Genomic DNA, 23097 nt, shown 5'->3' with positions numbered 1-23097 from the left:
GCATGGACGCTCGCCTCGGTTTTTCCACGGTCGATAGCGCTGTTCACCGGCCCCATCCCGAACCCGTCGTGCGCCTGCGCGACTTTACCCGGCGCTTCGGCGCCAACACCATCATCGACGGCCTCGACCTCGACATCGCGCCGGGCGAGTTCATCGCCCTGCTGGGCCGCTCCGGATCGGGCAAGACGACGCTGCTACGCACCCTTGCGGGTCTTGACGAAGTCCGCGACCAGGATGTCGAAGTCCCCAATTCCCGCGCCGTCGTCTTTCAGGATGCCCGGTTGCTACCGTGGAAGCCGGTCTGGAAAAATGTCTCGCTGGGCCTGAAAGGCGATAATGGCCGCGCCCGCGCCGAAGCTGCGCTCAAGGAAGTGGGCCTCGGCCACCGCCTCGACGCCTGGCCGCTGACCCTGTCCGGCGGCGAGGCACAGCGCGTCGCGCTCGCCCGCGCTTTGGTGCGCGAACCGCAATTGCTGCTGCTGGACGAACCCTTCGCCGCGCTCGACGCGCTGACCCGATACCGGATGCACGATCTCGTCCTGTCGCTGTGGCGCGCTCACAAGCCCGCAGTGCTGATCGTCACCCATGATGTCGAAGAAGCGATCGCGCTGGCCGATCGCGTGCTCGTCCTCGACAAGGGCCGCATCGTCGCCGAAGAACGCATTACTGCGCCACGCGGCGAGCGCGCCAGCTTCGCTGGACGCCTGCGGGAAAAACTGCTCACCCATCTGGGCGGCGACGACCATGGCGACGGCGTCGTGCCCTTCGCGATCGCCGCCGAATGAGCGCGCTCGCAACCCTCGACCGCCCGGTAACGACGGAGCCGGACATCAGCCGCCTGCGCGGCTTCGTCACGGCCTTCGCCGACCTGCTGTCCGCCACCCGCGACGAACAGGCGATCCTGGAAAGCGGGCGCGCTCTGGTCAGCCGACTGATCGCGACCGATGACTGGCTGCCCGAAGCGTTCGCCCAGCTCAATCCCGATCGCTACCAGCAATATCTGCTCCATTGCGACAGTCGCGAGCGGTTCAGCGTCGTCAGCTTCGTCTGGGGACCGGGCCAGTCCACCCCCATTCACGACCATAGTGTCTGGGGTCTGGTCGGCGTGCTGCGCGGCGCGGAGAAGGTTGAGCGTTTCCGCCGCCTGCCCAGCGGCGCGCTGGTCGATGAGGGCGAGGAATGGCTGCACGAAGGGGAGGTGGACGCCGTCTCCCCCCGCATTGGCGACATCCACCGCGTCACCAACGGCCTCGCCGACCGGCCGTCCGTCAGCATCCATGTCTATGGCGCCAATATCGGCGCGGTCGAGCGCGCGACCTATGCGCTGGACGGCACGCCCAAGACCTTCATTTCGGGTTACGCCAACGGCGTGATCCCCAACCTCTGGGACAGATCGAAAACAGCATGACGACCGACATTCTCGACCGGATCGATACCGCAACCCCGCAGGATATCCGCCGCGCGCTGTTAGTAGGCAGCGAAATCGCGATCATCGATGTGCGCGAGGAACATGAATTTGCGCAAGGCCATCCGCTCTTCGCCGCGCAGATCCCGCTGCGCCGCATCGATGAAGAAGCCCGCTGGCGCATCCCGCGTCTAGCGACCCCGATCATCGTCTATGACAATGGTGAAGGCTTGGCGCGCAAGGCGGCGATCCGTCTGGAAGCGCTTGGCTATACCAACGTGCGCGAACTGGACGGCGGCTTGTCCGCCTGGGCAGCGGCGGGCTATGAACTGTTCGAAGACGTCAACAGCTACTCCAAGGCGTTCGGCGAACTGGTCGAACATCGCCGCCACACGCCCAGCCTTGCGGCGGAAGATGTGCAGGCGCTGATCGATGAAAAGGCCGACATCAAGATCCTCGATGCCCGCCGTTACGAAGAATATCATACGATGAGCATCCCCACCGGCACCAGCGTACCGGGCGCGGAACTGGCGTTGCGGGCGCGCGCGATCGCACCGGACCCGGACACCACGATCATCGTCAATTGCGCCGGGCGCACCCGATCGATCATCGGCGCGCAGTCGCTGGTCAATGCGGGCGTGCCGAACCGGGTCTATGCGCTGCGCAACGGCACGATCGGCTGGACGCTGGCGGGTCAGGAACTGGAGACCGGCCAGACCCGCGTCGCGCCGGAAATCGATGACCTGTCAGCCGCCGAAGCCCGTCCCTATGCCCGCGATGTCGCCTATCGCGCGGGCGTCAAGCGCATCGGCTGGGACGAAATGGCGCAGTTTCAGGCGGACACCGGCCGCACCCTCTATCTCTACGACGTGCGTCAGCCGCGCGAATATGAAGGCGGTCATCTGCCCGGCTTCCGCAATGCGCAGGGCGGCCAGCTGGTGCAGGAAACCGATCACAACGCCCCGGTGCGCGGCGCGCGCATCGTCGTGACCGACGATGTCGGCCCGCGCGCCGACATGACCGCCTCCTGGCTCGCCCAACTCGGCTGGGATGTGTCGATCCTCGACGTCGACTGGTCGGCCGTCACGCTGGAAAAGGGGCCGGACGGCGCGCCGACGCCCCGTGGGCCGGAGGGTCGCTACAAGCGCCCCTATGAAGGCACCGACAACAAGGCCGCCGCCATGCAGGCCTATCTCGACTGGGAATATGGCCTCGTCGCCCAGCTGGAGCGCGACGGCACCCACGGCTTCTACGTCATCTAAAGATCAGGAGAGTTACCATGAGCGTCAAGTTCATCGGCTATATCGGTTTCAACAATGGCTCCGAAACCCAGGCCGCAGTGCGCAGCCGCGTGCTCGACACCGACTATGTCAGCGCAGCGGCCAAGGCGCAGGAAGAGGGCGGCTTCGACCGCGTCCTCATCCCCTTCGGTTCCAACAGCCCGGAAAGCCAGATCGTCGCGGCCCACGCCGCCGCCATCACCACGAAGCTCGGCTTCCTGGTCGCCCATCGCCCCGGCTTCACCCAGCCGACCGTTGCCGCGCGCCAACTCGCCACGCTCGATCAGCTATCGGGCGGCCGCGTCGCGGTCCACATCATCACCGGCGGCGCGGACGAGGAAATGGCGCGCGACGGCGACACCAAGACGGTGAAGGCCGAACGCTATGCCCGCACCGACGAATATCTGACCGTCCTGCGGCAGGAATGGACGGCGGCCAAGCCCTTCGATCATCAGGGCAAGTTCTACGACATCCGCCAGGCGTATAGCGCGATCAAGCCTGACAATCTGCCGGTCTTCTTCGGCGGATCGTCGGACGAGGCGATCGACGTCGCGGGGCGCCACGCCGATGTCTATGCGCTGTGGGGCGAAACGCTCGAAGCGGTGCAGGACACGGTGCGCGCCGTCCGCAAATCGGCGGCGCGCTATGGCCGCAGCCCCGGCTTCTCGCTTTCGCTGCGCCCGGTCATCGCCGACACGGAGGAAGCCGCGTGGAAACTGGCGGCCGAAATCGAAGAACAGGTGCGCGAAAACCGCGTCGCCGCCGGCTTGCCGCTAACCGGCCATCGCCCGCCCAATGCCGGATCTCTGCGTTTGCTCGACACGGCCAGCAGCAACCGGCAGGATAAACGTCTCTGGACCGGCGTTGCGGCGCTGACCGGCGCGGCGGGCAACAGTACTGGCCTGGTCGGCACGCCGGAGCAGGTGGCCGACGCGATGCTGGACTATTACGACATCGGCATTGATCATTTCCTGATCCGCGGTTTCGATCCGCTGGGCAATTCCATTCTTTATGGCCGCGAACTGCTGCCGGTGGTGCGCCGCAAGGTCGCCGAGCGTGAGGCCGCGGGCCTCGCGCTGGCGGGCTGATCCATGCGCAAGAAAAACGTCGTCATCCTGTCGACGGCCCTTGTCGCGGTGGCGGGCATAGCGCTCGCCGCCGCGACTTTTCGTGAGGGCGACGACATGACCCTGCGCGTCGCCAACCAGAAGGGACAGCTTAAATCCATGATGATCGCATCGGGCGTGCTGGACGGCGCGCCCTATACGGTCGAATGGTCCGAATTTCCGGCGGCCCAACCGCTGCTCGAAGCGGTGGGCGGCGGCGCGGCGGACCTTGGCCTGGCCGCCGACGCCCCCTTCATCTTCGCCTATCAAAGCGGCAGCCCTGTGAAGGCGATCGGCGTGCAGGCGCCCGCCCATCAAGCGGCCGAAGCGCTGGCCATCCTCGTCAAGACTGGCTCGCTCATCCGGAACGCGCAGGATCTGGTCGGCAAATCGGTCGCCACCACGCGCGGATCGATCGGCCACCATCTGCTGCTTCAGGCCTTGGAGCGCGCACATATCTCGGCGGACAAGGTGCGTGTCACCTTCCTGCCGCCGGGCGACGCCAAAGCCGCCTTCGACAGCGGGTCGATCGACGCCTGGGCGACCTGGACGCCCTATACCAATGTCGCGATCAAGGAAGGCGCGCGCGCCGTGGTCGATGCCAAGGATTACGGCCTGCCCCTCTATATCGATATCGCCAACGCCGATGCGATCGCCCCGAAACGGGCGTTGCTGGCGGACTTTTTGCGACGCGAAGCCCGGGCCGTGGCTTGGGCGCGCGCGCATCCCGATCAGTTCGCGCAGGTACTGGCGAAGGAAACAGGCCTGCCGCTCGACATCGCCCGCGCCAGCTTCGATCGCAACAATCGGGTGGCGCAACCTATTGATACCAGGATCATCGCCCATGAACAGGCGATCACCGCTCGCTTCCAGAAGGCGGGCCTGACCGATGGCAGGCGCGATGTCGCGCACGCCTTCGACACTGATTTCGCCCAGCCTTGAAACGATAAGTTTCGCTGCACAAAGGCGATCTAAAGTTGAGAGATACTCATGATTGCATCCATAAAGTCATTTCTCAATCAATTAGATAGAAAATAGAGGCTGCTCCAACACCTGTTGGGGGAAAACCATGAAACACACCGCCTATTACCTCGCATCCTCAGCGCTCACGGCTGTCGCACTCGCTGTCTCGCCAGCCTCTGCGCAGGCGGTCAGCACGCCAGACGATGCCGCCGCCGACGCAGGAACGATCATCGTCACCGGCGTCCGCGGCGCACCGCGTACCATCGCCGAAAGCCCGGCCCCGATCGACGTCGTCAGCGCCGACAAGTTGCAGGCGACCGGCTCAGCGGAATTTGGCGAAGCCCTGTCCAAACTGCTGCCGTCGCTCAATTTCGGATCGACCCATGCCGGCGTCTTCTCCATCGGTCGCCCGGTCACCAATCGCGGCTTGGCGCCTGCCTACACGCTGGTGCTGGTCAACGGAAAGCGCCGCCACAACGGCGCGTTCCTCAGCAATTCTACCGCCGATACATCCGGCGCGAACCCCGTCGACATCGACCTCATTCCGACCAGCGGCATCGACCGGATCGAAGTCCTCAAGGACAGCGCCGCCGCCCAATATGGCACGGACGCGATCGCCGGGGTCATCAACATCCAACTCGCCGAAAAGGAAGGGCTGAGCGGCGACTTCACCTATGGCACGCTCTATGACGCCAATGGCAAGCCCGACAGCTGGAAGGGCACGATCCGCTACGGCACGAAGATTGGCGACGATGGCGGCTTCCTGACCGTCAGCGGCGACATCCGCAAGCGCGGTGGCGCCTGGTGGAACCTGCCCGCGACCGACACCAATCTTTATGGCCTGCCCGCCGGGCGCACCATCGATCAGGTTGTCGCGACCAGCGGCCTCACCCGCGCGCAGGTCGAAGCGAACATTGCGGACGCCAACGCCCGCAACGCCGAATGGAACCGCGACGGCGCGCATAATGGCGACCCACAGATTAAGGCGTTTAACCTCGGCTATAACGCGCAGCTGCCGGTGACTGATAGTGTCACCCTCTACAGCTTCGGCACCTATGGCGAGCGCGACGCCCAGATCGGCAATAATTTCCGCCGTCCCAACAGCACCGCCAATTTCACCGCGCTGTTCCCCGACGGCTATTATCCGCTCAACAATATCGACGAGAATGATTTCCAGTTCGTTGGCGGGCTGAAAGGGACGTTGGCAGGCTGGGACTATGATCTGTCTTCCTCCTTCGGCCGCAACGCCAGCCGCCAGTTTTCGAAGCTCTCCATCCGTCCCTCGCTCGGCCCGGACAGCCCGACCTATTGGCCCAATCTCGCCAATTTCGAATTTCGCCAATGGACTCATAATCTCGATCTGCATCGCGAATTCGACATCGGCCTTGCCCGGCCATTGCAGGTTTCGATCGGCGGCGAATATCGGCTCGACCGCTTCCGCACCTTCGCGGGCGATCCGCTCGCCTACGAACCGGCGACCTACACCTTCCAGCCGGGCGACCAGCAATATGACTGGAATGTCGGTCGCGTCGCCTCACCGGTGGTGCAAGGCGCAATCGTCCTTTCTCCGGACGACGAAGCCGATATCAGTCGGAAGGTCTATGCCGGTTATATCGACCTTGGCATCTACCCGACCGACGCCTGGTATATCGGCGCGGCGATCCGCGCCGAACATTATAGCGACGGGTCGGGCAGCCCGATCGGCCTGAAACTCAACAGCCGCTATGAATTCAGCCCGGCGCTAGCCATTCGCGGCACCGTAGGCACCGGCTTCCGTGCGCCTTCGTTGACGCAGATCGGCTATGCCCAGACGGACGGCCGCACATCCTCCTTCTTCAACGCGGAAACCGGCCAGACCGAATTGCGCCCGACCGTTGCCAAGCTGGTGACGGCGGACTCAACCGTCGGCCAATTGCTGGGTGCCAAGCCGCTTAAGGCGGAAAAGACCTGGAACGCGGGGCTGGGCGTCGTCTTCACGCCGATCCCGTCCCTGTCGATCACGCTCGATGGCTATTATATCCGCATCAACGATCGGATCGAACGGACCGGCCGTCTGTTCGGCACCGGCATCTCCGCCATCCTCGCCGCCAACGGCCTGTCGGACGTCGAACAGGCGGAATATTTCATCAACGCCGCCGATACCGAGACGAAGGGCTTCGATCTGGTCGCCGACTATTCGACCGGTCTGGGCGATTTCGGCAAGTTGGGCGTCACACTCGCCTTCAACTACAGCAAGACGAAGGTCACCGATGTGGTCGCCACGCCGTCGCAACTGTTCGACGCTAACGGCAAATCTCTGCTGGGCGCTGGCTCCGTCTTCTTCGGCGGCGACAAGATCGGCGAACTCGAAGTGCTCCAGCCGCATACGAAGCTGGTCAGCACGCTGAACTGGACCAAGGGCATTTTCGGCGTCAGCCTCACCAACACTCGCTACGGCAAATATACCCAGCGCACCGCAGCGGGCGATGACCGCCATTTCGGTGCGAAGATCATCACCGACCTCAGCGTCAGCGCCAAGGTAGCGGACTTCGCCACCCTGTCGGTCGGCGCCACCAACCTCTTCGAGGTTCGTCCCGAAACCAACGGGCCGGGCAATCCCCAAACGGGCCAGGGCTATTATGGCCCGTCCCCCTTCAACCCAGCGGGTGGATATTATTATGGGCGGATCGCTCTTGCTTTCTGATCGCCGGACCTTCCTCGTCGGCGCGGCCGCGCTCGGCCTTGCCGCGTGCGGCGGGGCCGGGAAGGGCGGGCGGACGAAGCTGGTCCTGGGCGACCAGGTCCATCTGTCGCAGTCCCGCGCGGAAGCCGCCGGTGCGCTCGACAACCTGCCCTATGACATAGAATGGGCGAATTTCGTGGGCGCCGCGCCCTTGCTGGAGGCGCTGAATGCAGGCGCCGTCGATACCGCGCCCGCAGGCGACCTGCCGGTCATTCTGGCGGCGGCGGCGCGTGCCCCGCTCAAGATTATCGCGGGCACCCGCTTCTCCAACAGCGACATCGGGATCATCGTCCCCAAAGGATCGCCCATCCGCTCGGTCGCCGATCTGGCCGGACGTCGCGTGATCGTCTCCAGCGCGCGCGGCAGCATCTCCCATTATCTGCTGCTCGAAGCGCTCAAGGAAGCCAGGGTCGCAAAGGACGCCGTCAAGATCGGCTTCATGCTGCCCAACGACGCCGCCGCCGCCTTCGCCGCCGGGCAGGTCGAGGCGTGGGCGACCTTCGGCACCTATCAGATCGCCGCCGAACTGGCCGGTGCACAACTCCTGCGCGATGGGGAAGGGATCAACAGCCCCTTCGCCCTCATCGCCGCATCGCAGTCGGCGCTGGACGACCCGGCCAAGCGCACCGCCCTGCGCGATGTCATGGCGCGGCAGCAGAAAGCCGCCATGTGGGCCGCCGATCACCCGAAGGATTATGCGGCCATCCTCGTAAAGGAAACAAAGGTCGATCCGAAAGTCGCCGATATCATGGCGGATCGTCAAAGGGGATTGCTGGTTGCGCCCGATGCCGCACTGGTCAAGCCGCTCCAGCGCGTGGTCGATCGCTTCTTCGCCGATGGCGAACTACCTGTCCATGTCGCTGTCTCAAAGATCATCGATCCCGGCATCTTCCCGGCATGAGCGATCCGCGCCGATCCTTCAGTTTTTCTCATTGGGCGGCCTACCGCCACATCCCTACATTTGCCCGCAAAGGAGCATCGCCATGGCTACAGTCCTGAAAGACGACCGTTTTCGTGCATCCGGCATCAGCGAAGCGGAATGGAAGGTCCGCGTCGATCTCGCCGCCTTCTATCGCCTGTCCGCCCTCTATGGCTGGGACGATTTCATCTACACGCACATCTCCGCCCGCGTGCCGGGGCCGGACCATCATTTCCTGATCAATCCGTTCGGGCTGATGTTCGATGAGATCACCGCGTCCAGCCTGGTTAAGGTCGACCTGGACGGCAATGTCATCGGCAACAGCGACTATGGCATCAACTATGCCGGCTATGTGATCCATTCGGCGATCCATGGCGCGCGCGACGACGCACATTATATCGCCCATTTCCACAGCGCCGACGGCATGGCGGTGTCGGCCCATGCCGAAGGTCTGCTGCCGCTCAACCAGCGCGCGCTCGCGCTGATCCCGCGCCTATCCTATCATGATTATGAAGGCGTAGCGCTCAATCTGGACGAACGCGAACGGCTGGTCGCGGATCTGGGCGATACCAACGTTATGCTGCTGCGCAACCATGGTACGCTGGCCTTGGGCGCGACGCCGGGCGAAGCGTTCAGCGGCATCTATCATCTGGAAGAAGCCTGCAAGGCGCAGGTGCGCACGCTGGCGGTCGGCCGCGACAAGATACTGATCGCGCCGGAAGCCGCGCAGGCAGAGGTGCGCCAGCAGATGAACCGCCAGCGCAAGCCAGTGGAGGGCGCCAAGTCCCACTATGATCTGGTCTGGGAAGCTGCCTTGCGCAAGGCGGAACGCCAGTCCCCCGGCTTCAACGCATAAGGAACCGGCTATGACCCAGCGCCAACTCAAACTCGGCCTCGTGCCCACCGGCGTGGGTGGGCCCGGCGACAGCAATCGATGGCTGGACACGGATATTCCGGTGGACGCCAGCGTCAATATCGACTGGTATATCGATGTCGTGCGTCAGGCCGAAGCGGCCAAGTTCGATCTGGTGTTCATCGTCGATAGCCAGTTCATCACCGCCAACTCGCCGCCTCATTACCTAAACCGGCTGGAACCGCTCACCCTCCTGTCGGCGCTGGCCGTGGCGACCAAGCATATCGGTTTGGTCGCCACGCTCACCACATCCTATAATGATCCCTTCAACCTGGCCCGCCGGTTCGCCTCGCTCGACCTGATCAGCAAGGGGCGGGCAGGCTGGAACGTCGTCACCAGCGGCGACGCAGGCACGGCGGGCAATTTCAGCCAGCCCGAACATTTCGACTATGACACCCGCTATCGCCGGGCCGTCGAGTTTCTCGACGTCGCGCGGGGTTTGTGGTCGAGTTGGGAGGAGGGCGCCCTCGTTCGCGATCGCGCCACCGGCCAGTTCCTCGACGCCGACAAGCTCCATCGGCTTGACCATCGCGGTGAGTTTTTCCAAGTCGTAGGCCCGCTCAATCTCCAGCGGTCGCCACAGGGCGAACCGGTCATCTTCCAGGCCGGCGACAGCGACCAGGGTCGCGACCTGGGCGCGGCGATTGCCGACGCCATCTTCACCCATGCCCCGACGATCGAGCAGGGCCAGGCCTTCTACGCTGACCTGAAAGGGCGGGCCGTCCGGCAGGGTCGCAATCCCGACGAGATCGTCATCCTGCCGGGCTTCACCGTCACGGTCGGCGACACGGATGCGGACGCCAAGGCGATCGAGCAGCATTATCGCGCGCTCGACCAGAGTTTCGGTCAGGCGCTGGCCGAATTTGGCCGCCCCTTCGGCTGGCATGATTTCCGCCAATATGATCCCGACGCGCCGTTCCCGGTAGAGGCTCTGGAATATGCCAAGAGCAGCTTCTACACTCATGCGAAGACGATCACCGACAGCGCCGTCGCGCAGGGACTGACCCTGCGCCAGGCGGTGGAGCGGGCACGGGCCGGTCGCGGCAGCCCCTTTGTGGGATCGGCGGAAACGGTGGCAAACGAAATCCAGCGCTGGTTCGACGGGCGCGCGCTCGATGGCCTGAACGTCCATCTGGGTCATCCGGCGCAGTTCAAGCGCTTCGTGGCAGAGGTGGTGCCGATCCTTCAGGCGCGCGGGCTGTTCCGCACCGAATATGAGGCGGACACGCTGCGCGGCAATCTGGGATTGCCTATCCCCGCCAGCCTGCACCAGCGGCCTTCGGTCCGTCGCGATGCGGCCTGAAACTATGACGATTTTTCGTGGCTGGTGCGGCAACTCTCATTAGCGACGATAACTTTGCGTCGCCATCATGACCCCAACGCAAGGAGATCATGATGGCGACACTTCTCACCGAAACGCTCAAGGACCGCTACGCCGCATTGCAGGCCGAACGCGCGCGCAGCTGGACGCCCGCGCAGCTGGAGGGCAATGCAAGCCAGCGCCTTCAGTTGGTCGAACGGTTCGATCCGGCGGCCGTGGCCCAGCCGGGCGATGTCCTGCCGCCGCTGTCCTTTACCGAAGTGGGTGGCGGCACGATCAGCCTGGATGGTCTAACTGCCGATGGCCGGGCACTGTTGGTCTTCTTTCGGTTCGCGGGCTGCCCGGCGTGCAACCTCGCCTTGCCCCATTATGCCGAGGCGCTTTACCCCCCGCTTGCCGAACGGGACATCCCGCTGGTGGCGCTCAGTCCCCAGCTACCCGACCGTTTGCGCGATATCAAACTGCGCCACGGCCTGCCCTTCGCCGTTGCGACGGACAAGGATAACGGCCTGGCCCGGCTGTTGGGCATCAGCTTCGAACCCGATGTCCGCCCGTCCCCGCCGCCCGCCGGGTGGATCGGGGAAGTGACGGGCACCGGTAGCTGGGAATTGCCGCAGCCCGCCGTACTGCTGCTGGGGCCGGGGCGTATCGTCCAATGGATCGATGTCAGTCCCGATTGGCTCGACCGCCCCGAAGCGGCCGATATCCTGCGCAGGATAGGCTAAGGCGGCATAGGGGAGGGGGCGAACATCCGCTCCCTCCATTCCCATTCATTCCACGGCGATCGCTTTGGCTGTCCCGCACGACTCGTGCGTGGCGCCTCCTTAACCAGCCTGCAAAGGCTGGGTGTCATCTGGCCCCGTCCTGCTTGCCGCTCTCCAGCCCCCGTATCGCGCATAGAGCGTCGGCAGCACGAACAGCGTCAGCAGCGTCGCGGAAATCAGGCCGCCGATCACGACGGTCGCAACCGGCTTTTGCACCTCCGCCCCGGCCCCTGCGCCGATCGCCATCGGCACGAAGCCCAGGCTCGCCACCAGCGCCGTCATGACGACCGGTCGCAACCGCTGCACCGCGCCCAGCCGCGCCGCCTCCGCCCGATCCACGCCGGTGCGCATCAGATCCTGGATGGACGACACCATCACCAGACCATTGAGCACCGCGATCCCGGACAGCGCGATGAACCCCACGGCAGCGCTGATGGAAAAGTCCATGCCCCGCAAGAACAGCGCCAATACCCCGCCGACCAGCGCCATCGGCACGCCGGTAAAGACGATGGCGGCGTCGCGCACCGATCCCAGCGCCGCATGCAGCAACAGCAGGATCAGGACGAAACAGGCCGGGACCACCAGTTGCAGCCGCTCGCGCGCGGAGGCCAGATTTTCGAACTGGCCGCCCCATTCCAGATAGCTGCCAGCAGGCAGGCGGACATCCTTTGCGATCGCCGCCTGCGCATCGTCCACGACGCTCGCGATATCGCGGCCGCGGACGTTGGCCTGCACCACCACACGCCTTTTGCCATTCTCCCGGCTGATCTGGTTGGGACCATCAATGATGCGGATCGCCGCAACGCTGGCGAGGGGCACGAACCGTCCCCCTGCCACCGGCACCTGGATCTGGCGCAACGCCGTCAGGTCCGCCCGTTGCGCGTCGGACAGGCGGATCACCACGGGAAAGCGCCGGTCGCCTTCAAAGATGGTGCCGGACGTGCGTCCACCGATCGTGGCGGTGATCGTGTCCTGCACATCCTGCACCGTCACGCCGACCCGCGCCATGGCGTCCCGATCCACCCGAATGTCGAGCATGGGCAGACCGGCGGTCTGTTCGACCTTCACGTCGGTGGCGCCTTCCGTACGACGCAGCACCCCCGCGATCTTATTGGCGGTCCGGTTCATGGCGTCGAAATCCTCGCCAAAAACCTTGACCGCTACATCGCCCCGGACGCCAGCGATCAGTTCGTTGAACCGCATCTGGATCGGCTGGGTAATTTCATAGGCGTTGCCGGGTATGCGGTTAAGCTTTGTTTCCAGTCGTTCGACCAGCGCTGCCTTGGTCAGCGACGGGTCGGGCCACTGATCACGCGGCTTGAGGATCACGAACATGTCGGTGGCATTGGGCGGCATCGGGTCGGACGCCAGTTCCGCCGTGCCAGTCTTGGAAAAGACGAACCGGACTTCGGGCTGTTTCCCGATCATCCGCTCGATCGGTCCCTGCATCGCCTGGCTCTGCTGCACCGATGTCGCAGGGATGCGCATCGCCTGGATCAACAAATCGCCTTCATCGAGTTGCGGCATGAAGACCTGCCCCAGCGACAGGAAAGCGACGACCGCAACCCCGCATCCGACAATGCCCGCGCCGATCGTGGCGGCGGGTCGGCGCATCGCCCGGTTAAGGCCGGGTTCGTAGCGCGTTTTGAGCCAGTGGATGATGCGCCCATCCTTTTCCTCGACCCGGTTCGACAGCCAGATGGCGATCGCGGCCGGCACGGCGGTCAGCGACAGGACGAAGGCAAAGGCCAGTGCGATGATGACCGTGGCTGCCATCGGTACGAAGCTCTTGCCCTCCACGCCGGTCAGGGTCAGCAGCGGCACATAGACCAGGATGATGATCGCCTGCCCATAGACCGATGGCCGGATCATCTCGCGCGACGCCATCGCCACCATATGCAGCCGCTCGTTCTTCGTCAGCAACCGCCCCTGGCGATGCTGTGCCTCCGCCATGCGCCGCAGCGCATTTTCCACGATGATGACCGCGCCATCGACGATCAGGCCGAAGTCCAGCGCCCCCAGGCTCATGAGATTGGCCGACACGCCGATCTTGAGCATGCCAAAGCCGGTGAGCAGCATCGTGACCGGGATCACCATCGCCGCGATCAGCGCCGCGCGCCAGTTGCCCAGCAGCGCAAACAGCACGACGATGACCAGCAGCGCCCCTTCGCCCAGATTGCGGGCGACGGTGCCAATCGTCGCATTGACCAGTGCGGTGCGATCCAGCACCGGCTGGACGATGACGTCGGGCGGCAGCGATGCGTTGATCGCCTTCAGCCGATCGGCGACCGCCGTCGCCACCGTCCGGCTGTTCTCGCCGATCCGCATGACCGCCGTGCCGACCACCACTTCGGTGCCGTTTTCCGATGCCGAACCCATCCGCACGGCCTGACCCGTCTTCACCGTCGCAACCTGGCCGAGCGTGATCGGCACGCCCTCGCGCGTGGTGATTACGGTGCGCGATAATTCCGCCGCGTTGCGGACCAAAGCGTCCGATCGCACCGCCAGCCCCTCGCCATTGCGGTCGATCACGCCGCCGCCGATGCTGCTGTTGTTGCGCTCCAGCGCGGTGCCCAGATCCGTCAGCGTCAGGCCCAGCGCGGCGAGCCGCGGAACGTCGGGTATCACCATATATTGCTTGCTGTAGCCGCCGATGGAATCGATCCCGGCCAGCCCGTCGATATTCTTGAGCAACGGCGCGACGATCCAATCCTGCGCGGTGCGCAGATAGGTCGCCTTGTCGATATCGCTGGTCAGCCGGTCGCCTTCGGGCGTGATATAGCTGCCATCCGGCTGCATCCCCGGTTCGCCGGGTAGATGCGTGTCATCCTTGCGATGCTCCAGCCGCACGGTCCACATATAGACTTCGCCAAGGCCCGTTGCGATCGGCCCCATCTCCGGGGCAACCCCTTCGGGCAGGTTCCCGGCCACGCCGCTCAGCCGTTCGCCAACCTGTTGCCGCGCGAAATAAATATCCGTCGCCTCGTCGAAGACCGCTGTAATCTGGGCAAAGCCGTTGCGGCTGAGCGATCGCGTATGGTCCAGCCCCGCAATGCCCGCCAGCGCGGTTTCGATCAGGAAGGCGACCTGCTTTTCGACCAGTTCGGGCGACAGGGCGGGCGCGCGGACGTTGATTTGCACTTGGTTGTTGGTGATGTCCGGCACCGCGTCGATGGGCAGGCGGTGCAGGGCAATGCCGCCGATCACGGCGGCGATGGCGGTCAGCAGCAGGACGAGCCAGCGCTTGTGGACCGCCCAATTGACGATGGGGGCGATCATGGCTCAATGGTCCTCATGGGTAGCTTCGCCCTTGCCGAGTTCGGCCTTGAGCGTGAAGCTGTTGGTGGTCGCGATCCGTTCGTCACCGCGCAGGCCCGACCGCACGATCACCATGCTGCCGCTGGTTTCGCCCAATATCACCGGCGTCGCCTGAAAGCCGTCGGGCGTCCGGACGAATATCATGGTCTTGCCCTCGACCGTCTGCACGGCGGTGGAGGGCACCCGGACTGCGCCGTCGCCGCCTTCGCCAGACAATTGCACTGCCGCCGACACCGGTTCACCCATGCGCCACTGGCCGTCGCGATTGTCGAGCAGCGCCACCACCGGCACCAATCGTGTCTGTGCATCCAGCACCGGCGACACGAAACGCACCCGCGCGGTCGCCTGACGTCCAGGCGCGGTGACGAGGACGCTGTTGCCCGGCTTGACACGGCTGGCATCGGCAGGCTGGAGATTGAGCGACAGCGACACGGTCGCCAGATTGGCGATGCGATAGAGTTCGGCATTCGCATCGACCGTCTGGCCCAGGGCGACGCTGCGCGCAATCACCTGTCCCGACGCCGGGGCGGCGATGCCGATCCGATTGAGGCCGCCCCCGCCGCCGCCCGCCGCCGACAACTGGCCCGTCGCCTGGTGATAGGCGATGCGCGCTTCGGTCGCCGCCGTCCGCGCGGCGATCAAATCCTGCTCCGGCGAAACGCGCTGCGCGAACAGGCGCTGCTCGCGGCTCAGGTTGGAATTGGCCAGTGCCAGCCGCGCGCGCGATGCTTCCACTTCGCCCTTCATCTGCGCGGCTTCCCGGCTTTCGATGATCGCCAGAGTTTGGCCGCGACCGACGCTTTCGCCCAGATTGCGCGTTAGCGCCACGATCCGTCCGCCGATCGCGGCCGACACGACCTGCAACGCCTGCGGATCGCCTTCGATCGTCGCGGGTATCTCCAGCGTGCCCGATCCGCCCATGGCCGGGCGGCCCAGTTGGATACCGGCCGATGCGATCTGGTCTTCGCTCAGGACGATCTTGCCCTCATCGGCATGATCGCCTTCCTCGGCATGGCCCTTCTCTTCAGCGTGCTCGGCCTCATTGCCTGATTCGGTCCCGCCGCTACAGGCGGCCAGCATCAAGGTGAGTGGCAGCGCCAGCAGCGCCGCACGGGTCGTCATCTTCATCATCGTCCATGTCCCTGTTGCGGCGCGGGAGCGGTCAGCCGCTCCAACCGCGCCTTGGCATTATGATAGGCGGCAAGGGCTTCGGTCGCGGCGAGGCGCGTTTCGGCCAGCGTGCGTTCCGCATCGAGCAGGTCGAGTTGGCCGAACTTCCCCTCCCGATAGCCGATCCGGGCGATCCGCGCGGCTTCTTGCGCCGCGGCGAGCGCCGGGCCGTTGGCGTTGCGCGCCATCGTCGCGGCGATATCGGCCTCCGCCTGCGCATCGTTGATCGCCTGGTCGACATCCAGCGCGGTCATCCGCCGTTCCGCTTCGGCCTTGCGCTGCTGTGCGCGCGCCTGCGCCACCGATGCCTTGCCCGCGTTAAACAGGGGGATCGGTATGGAGATGCTGAACACAGCGGCCGTGTCGTTGGTCGCCTCCAGACGCCGGATGCCCGGCCCCACGGTCAGATCGGGCACGCTTTGCGATCGGGCGAGCCGGATGCCCGCGTCCGCCGTCGACAGGTCCGCATCCGCCGCCGCCATCGCCAGCGTCCCGCTACTATCGCTGAGCGGTGGTCCCTGTGTCGCCACCGGCATATGATCGAGCATCGCCTCATCCAGCGGCGCGTCGATCGGCTGTACGATCCGCCGGGCCAGATTGGTGCGGGCGGCGATCGCCAGCCGCCTGGCCCTGTCCGCCCCCGCCTGCGCATTGAGGCGGGCGACATCAGCACGCTGTTCCTCGATCGGCGACGCCCGTCCCGCCCGCACCCGAAGCGCGGCGGCATCCAGTGCATTCTGCGCGATCCGCCGTTGATCCTCGGCTATGGCGACGCGGCGTTGGGCAGCGACCGCCCCGATATAAAGCTGGACGACCTGAAAACGCAGGTCGGCCTGCATGATCGCCGCCGTCAGTTCCGCGCGCCGCGCCTGTGCATCGGCCACCGCGATCCGGGCGGGGCGTTTACCGCCCAGTTCGATCGGGATGCTCATGCCCAGCGTGGTTTCTGCCTGGTTGAAACCGCCATAGGGACCGGAACCGGCGATATTCTCGACCTCGGTCTGAATGGTGGGGTTCGGACGCAGGCCAGCGACGGTCCGGGCGGCCTCGGCGGCTTCCATGCCCGCTTGCGCGGCATCGGTGGAAGGTGCACCAGCGCCAATGGCGGCCAGCGCTTGGTCAAGCGTGAAGGGTGCGCGCGAAGGGGCAGGGGCCATGGCGGCCTCGTCCTGCGCCTGCGCCATGGCGACGCAGGATGTGGCAGCCAGACAGGCCGCAATGATCTTGAACATGGAAAAAATCCTGATCGAATCGTATCGGGCCACGACCTGCAAGGCAGGTCGCAGCCGGTGAGACGGCGATCAGGCGATAGGCGGTCGCAAGTCCGGCCCGGCAATCCAGCGGCCCAGCGCCGCCCGGTCCTGCGGCGTCGCAGGACTGTTCAGGAAGGCGAAGATATTGGGTGCGACGTTCCGCGCAGGCAGGAAAGCCGCCGCGCCATGGCAGCTGCCATGATGATGGGCGACGGCCTTGTCCGCATCTCCGGGCGACCGATCTTCGTCGGTGTCGCTATGCACATAGCCCGAACATTCGATGTCGAATGCGCCGCTTAGTTCACGCGCATGGATCGCCGTTGCCGTGGTCAACGACAACAGCAACATGCAGAAAAACAGGAGGCGCCCACGCAACATCGGTGCCTCTTTAACGGATTGTCCGGCGTCTGTCATGGCAAACCGGTGGACAGGATGATCGTCTCTTTTCTGGCTATGGACGCCATATCGAATATAGAACATAACAAGAACAATTATGGACAATTCGAGACATGGCTGGCAAGGATTTCATCAAGGGGGCGCGTTCGCCGGAACGGCATGGGTTGGACGCGCAAGCGGCCTGTCCCATGCTCGATCCGGGCCATCTGCACGAAATTCATTGCCAGGGCGAGGACCGGGCGGCGGCGCTGGCCTTTGCGCTGACGCAAGGGCGCATGGCCGCTACAGGCGCGATCTTCGCGTTGCGCACGCCGCGCCGCCAGCGTTTGCCGACGCTCTTTTATGGCGACGGGCTGGCGCTGCTGGGTATCCAGCCCAGCCGCCTGACGATCGTGGAGACGCGCAACGACATCGACATGCTGCGCGCCGGGCTGGAGGCGGCACGCTGTCCCGGCGTGGCGGCGGTGCTGATGGAAAGCGAAGGACGCTTCGCCGACTATGACCTGACCGCCAGCCGCCGCCTGGTGCTGGCAGCCGAAGCGTCCGGCGTCTTCGTGCTGCTGTTGCGCGGCGACGCCGAACCGCGATCCAGTGGCGCGCAGACCCGCTGGACCATCCGCAGCGCGCCGTCTGTCGCGCTGGAGGCGGATGCGCCGGGATGGCCCGCGATCGATGCCGAACTGCTCCGTTGCCGCGGCGGACCGGCAGGAGGGCGCTGGCGACTGACATGGGATAGCGACAATGGATGTTTCAGGGATGGAGACGAATACGCGCCTCTGCCTGGCGCTGTGGTTCCCTTTTCTCGCCAGCGAACGGATGCGGGCGACGATGGAGCCGGGCAACGACAGGTCGCCTGACGATGGCACCGCCGAACCGCTCGCCCTGGTGGCGCGGGTCGGCAATGCGCTGCGACTGGCGGCCGTCGATGCGTTAGCAGTTGAGCAGGGGCTGGTCGCGGGCATGACGCTGGCCGATGCCCGGGCGCGCTGCCCCGCGCTTATCACCCGCCCAATCGATAGTGCCGCCGATGCGCTGGCGCTCGACCGGGTGCTGGAAGCGATGCGGCGTTTCACCCCGATGGTCGCGCTGGATGCGCCGGACGGGATCATTCTCGACATTACGGGTTGCGCGCATCTGTTCGGCGGCGCGCAGGCGCTGGCGCAGCAGGCGCGAGCGCTGGCCGGGTATAGCAGCCGCCATTGTTTTGGCCCCAACGCCATGGCGGCCCGCGCCTTGGCCCGGCATGGCGGACGACGCGGGGATGTCGCCGCGCTGCCGGTCGCTGCGCTCGAACTGGATGAAGGCGGACTGGCTGCCCTGCGCCGCGCTGGCCTGCGCACCATCGGCGATCTGGCCCGGCGTCCCATGGGGATGATCGCCGCCCGTTTCGGCGAGCAGGCCGTCACCCGGCTGCGCCAGATATTGGGCGAAGCGCCTAGCCCGATCGCGCCGCGCCGTCCCGCCGCCCCCATCCATGCCGAAGCGCGCTTTCCCGAACCCATCGCCCGCACCGAAGATGTGATGGACGTGATCGAGGATCTGCTGGGCCAGGCCGCGCGCCAGATGGAGGCGCGCAAGCTGGGCGGTCGCCGCTTCGTTATCCGCCTGCTGCGCAGCGACGGCGCACGCCAGGGGCTGGCGATCGAAACCGGGCAACCGGTGCGCGATCCCGCCGCCGTGCTTCGCCTGCTGCGCGAACGGATCGACACCATGGCCGATCCGCTCGATCCCGGCTTCGGCTTCGACGCGGTGCTGCTGGCGGTGCCCCGGGTCGAGCCGCTGGTCGAACGGCAGCAGGCGATGGAGGGAGAGGCGGCCAAGGCGGGCGAGGCAAATATCGTCGCCCTGATCGACCGGCTCGGCATCCGACTCGGCCCGAACAATGTCCGGCGCCTGCAACCGTGCGACCGGCATATCCCCGAAGGCGCGCAGACCTTCGAACCAGCGATCCAGGCGCAGCGCCAGTCCTGGCCTGCCGCGCCGGATCGCCCGCCCCGACCCCTGTTATTGTTCGACCCGCCCCAGCCGGTGGCGGTCATCGCCGGCGTGCCCGACGGCCCGCCGCAACGCTTCCGCTGGCGCGACCGCCTGCATGAGGTGCGCTTGGCCGAAGGACCGGAGCGGATCGCAGCGGAATGGTGGCGCAGGCGGGACGGACACCAGCCGGGCGGCGCGGGCAAGACGCGCGACTATTACCGGATCGAGGATGGCGACGGGCGGCGCTACTGGATGTTCCGCCATGGCCTGTTCGGCGAAGAGGCCGAGATAAGCTGGTATCTGCACGGCCTGTTCGCATGACCGCGTCCCCCTTTGCAGAGGTGGTGGCCGCCACCAATTTCAGCTTCCTGCGCGGCGCATCGCATTCTATGGACATGGTGCGGCAGGCCTCGCATCTGGGCATGACCGGCATCGGCATCGCCGACCGCAATACGGTGGCGGGCGTGGTGCGCGCGCATCAGGCGCTCAAGGATCTGGGATCATTGGCCGGGGGAATGCGTCTGATCGTCGGCACCCGGCTGGTTTTTGCCGATGGCACGCTCGACATCGTCGCTTACCCCCGCACGCGCTTCGGCTGGGGGCGGCTGACCCGGCTGCTGACGCTGGGCAATCGTCGCGCGATCAAGGGCGAATGCACGCTGAACCTGCCGGACCTGATCGAATTTGGGCAGGACATGGCGCTGATCGCGATGGACGGCGACGCCGGGCTGCTGGCGCAATTGCGCGCTATCACGCCGCATCTCTGGCTCGCCGCGACTATGGGCCGATCGGGCCGCGACGCGCGAATGCTGGCGCGGCGCATCGCCTTGTCCGCCCAGAGCGGCGTGCCGTTGATCGCCACCAATGACGCCCTTTATGCGGAGGCGGATGACCGGCCGATGCAGGACGTCCTGACCTGTATTCGCGAAGGGCTGACGATCCAGACCGCCGGTCGCCGCCTTGCCCCCAATGCCGAGCGTCACCTGAAAGACCCGGCCGAAATGGCGCGCCTGTTCACCACCTGCCCACAGGCGATCGCCGCGACGCAGGATCTGCTCGCCTGCATCGATTTCACGCTGGACCAACTCGTCTATGAATATCCGCACGAACCGGTGCCGGACGGCTGGGCGCCGCAGGACTGGCTGGAGCATCTGGTGGGGGAGAAGGCGCAGGCACGCTTCCCCGAAGGCTTGTCGCCCCTCTACCAAAAGGTGCTGGACGAGGAGTTTACGCTGATCCGCCGCCGCAACTACGCCTATTATTTCCTGACCGTCCACGACATCGTCGCCTATGCCCGCAGCCTCGATCCGCCGATCCTGTGCCAGGGTCGCGGGTCCGCCGCCAATTCGCTGGTCTGTTATCTGCTGGGCATCACCCCGATCGACCCGGTGGAACAGAAACTGCTCTTCTCCCGCTTCCTGTCCGAAAACCGGCATGAACCACCCGATATCGACGTCGATTTCGAACATCAGCGGCGCGAGGAGGTGATGCAATATATCTACCGCCGCTATGGGCGCGATCGGGCCGGTATCGCCGCGACCGTCATCCGCTATCGCCAGCGCAGCGCCCTGCGCGAAGTCGGCAAGGCGCTGGGCCTGACGGAGGATGTGACGGCGCGGCTGTCCGGCACCGTCTGGGGCAGTTGGAGCGGGGATCAGGAAGTGCCAGAAGCGCGCGTGGCCCAGGCGGGCTTCGATCCCGCCAATCCCGAACTCGCCCGGTTGCGCGACATGGCGAGCCGGTTGCTCGAATGCCCCCGCCACCTGTCACAGCATGTTGGCGGCTTCGTGCTGAGCCAGGGGCGGCTTGACGAACTGGTCCCGATCCACAATGCCGCCATGCCCGATCGCACCTTCATCGAATGGGACAAGGATGATCTCGATACGCTGCAATTGATGAAGGTCGATGTGCTGGCGCTCGGCATGTTGACCGCGATCCGCAAGAGCTTCGACCTGATGCGCCTGCACGGCTTGGGCGACCTGACGCTGGACAGGGTGCCGGTGGAGGATGAGGCGACCTATGCCATGCTGCAAAAGGGCGACAGCATCGGCACGTTCCAGGTCGAAAGCCGGGCGCAGATTTCCATGCTGCCCCGGATGAAGCCCAAGAAGCTGTACGACCTCGTCATCCAGGTCGCGATCGTGCGCCCCGGCCCGATCCAGGGCGGCATGGTCCACCCCTATCTGCGGCGGCGCAATGGGGAAGAGAAACCGGAACTGCCCGGCCCGCCCGGCAATCCTGATGAGTTGAAGGAGGTGCTGGGCAAGACGCTGGGCGTGCCCCTATTCCAGGAGCAGGCGATGAAGCTGGCGATCGTCGCGGGTGGGTTTTCACCTGCGCAGGCGGACGGATTGCGCCGAGCGATGGCGACTTTTCGTCGCACTGGCGAGGTCAGCAACTATCAGACCGACTTGATCGAAGGCATGGTGAAGCGCGGCTATGAGCGCGATTTCGCCGAACGCTGCTTCAAGCAGATCGAAGGATTCGGCGAATATGGTTTTCCTGAAAGCCATGCCCAGGCATTTGGCTGGCTCGCCTATGTCTCTTCCTGGCTAAAATGCCATTATCCCGCCGTCTTTACCTGCGCTCTCCTCAACAGCCAGCCCATGGGCTTCTACGCCCCCGCACAATTGGTGCGCGACGCGCAGCAACATGGCGTGGAGGCGCGGCCGATCGATGTGCAGGCGAGCGACTGGTATAGCAGCCTGGAAGGAGAACGCGTCCTGCGCCTGGGCCTTAATCGGATAGACGGGTTCCACGAGGAATGGGCCAATGCGCTGATCGCAGTGCGGGCGGATGCGCCGATCCGCGACATGGAGGATCTGGCCCGCCGCGCCGCCATGCCTGCCCGGGCGCTGCATCTTCTGGCGGATGCGGACGCGTTACGGTCGATCGGCCGCACCCGGCGGGAGGCGGGGTGGGACGCCCGGCGGGTGCCGCCGGTGCAACTGCCGCTTTTTGGAGCGCAGGATTTGCCTGAACTCGGCCGCGAAGCCGATCCGATGCTCCCGGCCATGCCCTTATCCGAAGAGGTGGCCATCGACTATCAGACCCATCGCCTGTCGCTAAAGGGACATCCAATGCAATTCCTGCGCAGCCATTTCGCTGAGCGCGGCGTCATCGATTGTGCATCGGTGAACGCCGCCAAGGACGGCACCAAGGTGAAGGTGGCCGGCGTGGTCCTGATCCGCCAGCGGCCGGGGAAGGGCAATGCGGTCTTCATCACGATCGAGGATGAAAGCGGCATCGTCAACGCGCTGCTGTGGGCGCGGGAGATGGAGAAGCAGCGCCGCGCCGTCATGGCGTCCCGCCTGATGCTGATCCACGGCGAAGTCCAGCGCAGCAAGGAAGATGTCGTCCATCTGATGGTCGATCGCGTCACCGACGCCAGCCGGGCGCTCGACTGGTTGCACGAAGGGCAGGCGGGCGGGAAACCCGCAAAGCCATTCCCCCACCGCCATCCGCGCGACGTGCGCATATTGCCCAGATCACGCGATTTCCATTGAGTGCGTGGCGTGTTCCCGCGCAAGGCGAGAACCCAGTCCCGCCCTCTCACTCCTGCTCCCGCCTTCGCGGCAACAGGGCAGCCC

At 65.4% G+C, this 23097-nt stretch carries 17 protein-coding genes; 13 read left to right on the top strand and 4 right to left on the bottom strand.

The features are described 5' to 3' along the window. Positions 1–2: 2 nt before the first annotated feature. From U5A89_RS11780 to U5A89_RS11735, 10 genes are all read left to right on the top strand, one after another. Positions 3–785 (top strand): ABC transporter ATP-binding protein, encoded by a 783-nt coding sequence (locus U5A89_RS11780; RefSeq protein ID WP_338161304.1) that lies wholly within the window; start codon positions 3–5, stop codon positions 783–785. Further along, positions 782–1408, top strand: a complete 627-nt coding sequence (locus tag U5A89_RS11775) for a cysteine dioxygenase family protein (RefSeq protein ID WP_338161303.1) — start codon at positions 782–784, stop codon at positions 1406–1408. Before U5A89_RS11780 ends, U5A89_RS11775 begins: the two co-directional genes overlap by 4 nt. Next, positions 1405–2667 carry a rhodanese-like domain-containing protein gene (locus tag U5A89_RS11770; RefSeq protein ID WP_338161302.1) on the top strand — a complete coding sequence of 421 codons (1263 nt, stop codon included), beginning with the start codon at positions 1405–1407 and terminating at the stop codon, positions 2665–2667. The genes U5A89_RS11775 and U5A89_RS11770 overlap by 4 nt, the downstream gene beginning before the upstream one ends. 17 nt (positions 2668–2684) lie before the next feature. Next, on the top strand, positions 2685–3773 hold the full coding sequence (locus U5A89_RS11765) for an LLM class flavin-dependent oxidoreductase (protein WP_338161301.1): 1089 nt from the start codon (positions 2685–2687) through the stop codon (positions 3771–3773). A gap of 3 nt (positions 3774–3776) precedes the next feature. Then, positions 3777–4733 (top strand): ABC transporter substrate-binding protein, encoded by a 957-nt coding sequence (locus U5A89_RS11760; protein WP_338161300.1) that lies wholly within the window; start codon positions 3777–3779, stop codon positions 4731–4733. A 127-nt stretch (positions 4734–4860) separates the two neighbouring features. Then, positions 4861–7437, top strand: coding sequence for a TonB-dependent receptor plug domain-containing protein (locus tag U5A89_RS11755; protein WP_338161299.1), 2577 nt, complete (start codon positions 4861–4863; stop codon positions 7435–7437). After that, complete coding sequence (locus U5A89_RS11750) at positions 7412–8377, top strand: ABC transporter substrate-binding protein (RefSeq protein WP_338161298.1); 966 nt, start codon at positions 7412–7414, stop codon at positions 8375–8377. The genes U5A89_RS11755 and U5A89_RS11750 overlap by 26 nt, the downstream gene beginning before the upstream one ends. A gap of 82 nt (positions 8378–8459) precedes the next feature. After that, positions 8460–9251, top strand: coding sequence for a class II aldolase/adducin family protein (locus tag U5A89_RS11745; RefSeq protein WP_338161297.1), 792 nt, complete (start codon positions 8460–8462; stop codon positions 9249–9251). 10 nt (positions 9252–9261) lie between these two features. Then, a complete protein-coding gene (locus U5A89_RS11740; protein WP_338161296.1) occupies positions 9262–10611 on the top strand; it encodes an LLM class flavin-dependent oxidoreductase in 1350 nt (449 codons plus the stop codon). A gap of 92 nt (positions 10612–10703) precedes the next feature. Further along, entirely contained in the window at positions 10704–11354 is a 651-nt protein-coding gene (locus U5A89_RS11735; RefSeq protein WP_338161295.1) for a peroxiredoxin-like family protein, read from the top strand. 99 nt (positions 11355–11453) lie between these two features. Here the strand turns inward: U5A89_RS11735 and U5A89_RS11730 are convergent, their stop codons facing one another. The 4 genes from U5A89_RS11730 to U5A89_RS11715 form a co-directional block, all read right to left on the bottom strand. Further along, complete coding sequence (locus tag U5A89_RS11730; RefSeq protein WP_338161294.1) at positions 11454–14672, bottom strand: efflux RND transporter permease subunit; 3219 nt, start codon at positions 14670–14672, stop codon at positions 11454–11456. Between the two features lie 3 nt (positions 14673–14675). Then, positions 14676–15842: an efflux RND transporter periplasmic adaptor subunit gene (locus tag U5A89_RS11725; RefSeq protein ID WP_445190650.1), complete on the bottom strand. Its 1167-nt coding sequence runs from the start codon at positions 15840–15842 to the stop codon at positions 14676–14678. Next, on the bottom strand, positions 15839–17113 hold the full coding sequence (locus tag U5A89_RS11720) for a TolC family protein (RefSeq protein ID WP_338161293.1): 1275 nt from the start codon (positions 17111–17113) through the stop codon (positions 15839–15841). The genes U5A89_RS11725 and U5A89_RS11720 overlap by 4 nt, the downstream gene beginning before the upstream one ends. 69 nt (positions 17114–17182) lie before the next feature. Then, the gene (locus U5A89_RS11715; RefSeq protein ID WP_338161292.1) at positions 17183–17512 is read right to left on the bottom strand and encodes a hypothetical protein; all 330 of its coding nucleotides are present in this window, start codon (positions 17510–17512) and stop codon (positions 17183–17185) included. 131 nt (positions 17513–17643) lie between these two features. Between U5A89_RS11715 and U5A89_RS11710 the strand changes: the two genes are divergently transcribed. From U5A89_RS11710 to U5A89_RS11700, 3 genes are read left to right on the top strand one after another with little or no spacing between them, the layout of a single operon-like run. Beyond that, the gene (locus tag U5A89_RS11710) at positions 17644–18387 is read left to right on the top strand and encodes an ImuA family protein (RefSeq protein ID WP_338161291.1); all 744 of its coding nucleotides are present in this window, start codon (positions 17644–17646) and stop codon (positions 18385–18387) included. After that, a complete protein-coding gene (locus U5A89_RS11705) occupies positions 18287–19828 on the top strand; it encodes a Y-family DNA polymerase (protein ID WP_338161290.1) in 1542 nt (513 codons plus the stop codon). Before U5A89_RS11710 ends, U5A89_RS11705 begins: the two co-directional genes overlap by 101 nt. Then, entirely contained in the window at positions 19825–23013 is a 3189-nt protein-coding gene (locus U5A89_RS11700) for an error-prone DNA polymerase (protein ID WP_338161289.1), read from the top strand. Before U5A89_RS11705 ends, U5A89_RS11700 begins: the two co-directional genes overlap by 4 nt. Positions 23014–23097 lie beyond the last annotated feature (84 nt).

The organism is Sphingobium sp. HWE2-09, from assembly GCF_035989265.1.
Classification (GTDB): Bacteria; Pseudomonadota; Alphaproteobacteria; order Sphingomonadales; family Sphingomonadaceae; genus Sphingobium.
This window is presented reverse-complemented; position numbering and strand designations above follow the sequence as displayed.

Coding starts and splice junctions, on each gene's coding strand:
- U5A89_RS11725 (WP_445190650.1), bottom strand. CDS start 15,842: ATGATGAAGATGACGACCCGTGCGGCGCTGCTGGCGCTGCCACTCACC.
- U5A89_RS11760 (WP_338161300.1), top strand. CDS start 3,777: ATGCGCAAGAAAAACGTCGTCATCCTGTCGACGGCCCTTGTCGCGGTG.
- U5A89_RS11700 (WP_338161289.1), top strand. CDS start 19,825: ATGACCGCGTCCCCCTTTGCAGAGGTGGTGGCCGCCACCAATTTCAGC.
- U5A89_RS11720 (WP_338161293.1), bottom strand. CDS start 17,113: ATGTTCAAGATCATTGCGGCCTGTCTGGCTGCCACATCCTGCGTCGCC.
- U5A89_RS11705 (WP_338161290.1), top strand. CDS start 18,287: ATGGAGACGAATACGCGCCTCTGCCTGGCGCTGTGGTTCCCTTTTCTC.
- U5A89_RS11755 (WP_338161299.1), top strand. CDS start 4,861: ATGAAACACACCGCCTATTACCTCGCATCCTCAGCGCTCACGGCTGTC.
- U5A89_RS11730 (WP_338161294.1), bottom strand. CDS start 14,672: ATGATCGCCCCCATCGTCAATTGGGCGGTCCACAAGCGCTGGCTCGTC.
- U5A89_RS11735 (WP_338161295.1), top strand. CDS start 10,704: ATGGCGACACTTCTCACCGAAACGCTCAAGGACCGCTACGCCGCATTG.
- U5A89_RS11745 (WP_338161297.1), top strand. CDS start 8,460: ATGGCTACAGTCCTGAAAGACGACCGTTTTCGTGCATCCGGCATCAGC.
- U5A89_RS11710 (WP_338161291.1), top strand. CDS start 17,644: ATGGCTGGCAAGGATTTCATCAAGGGGGCGCGTTCGCCGGAACGGCAT.
- U5A89_RS11740 (WP_338161296.1), top strand. CDS start 9,262: ATGACCCAGCGCCAACTCAAACTCGGCCTCGTGCCCACCGGCGTGGGT.
- U5A89_RS11715 (WP_338161292.1), bottom strand. CDS start 17,512: ATGTTGCGTGGGCGCCTCCTGTTTTTCTGCATGTTGCTGTTGTCGTTG.
- U5A89_RS11765 (WP_338161301.1), top strand. CDS start 2,685: ATGAGCGTCAAGTTCATCGGCTATATCGGTTTCAACAATGGCTCCGAA.
- U5A89_RS11775 (WP_338161303.1), top strand. CDS start 782: ATGAGCGCGCTCGCAACCCTCGACCGCCCGGTAACGACGGAGCCGGAC.
- U5A89_RS11770 (WP_338161302.1), top strand. CDS start 1,405: ATGACGACCGACATTCTCGACCGGATCGATACCGCAACCCCGCAGGAT.
- U5A89_RS11780 (WP_338161304.1), top strand. CDS start 3: ATGGACGCTCGCCTCGGTTTTTCCACGGTCGATAGCGCTGTTCACCGG.
- U5A89_RS11750 (WP_338161298.1), top strand. CDS start 7,412: ATGGGCGGATCGCTCTTGCTTTCTGATCGCCGGACCTTCCTCGTCGGC.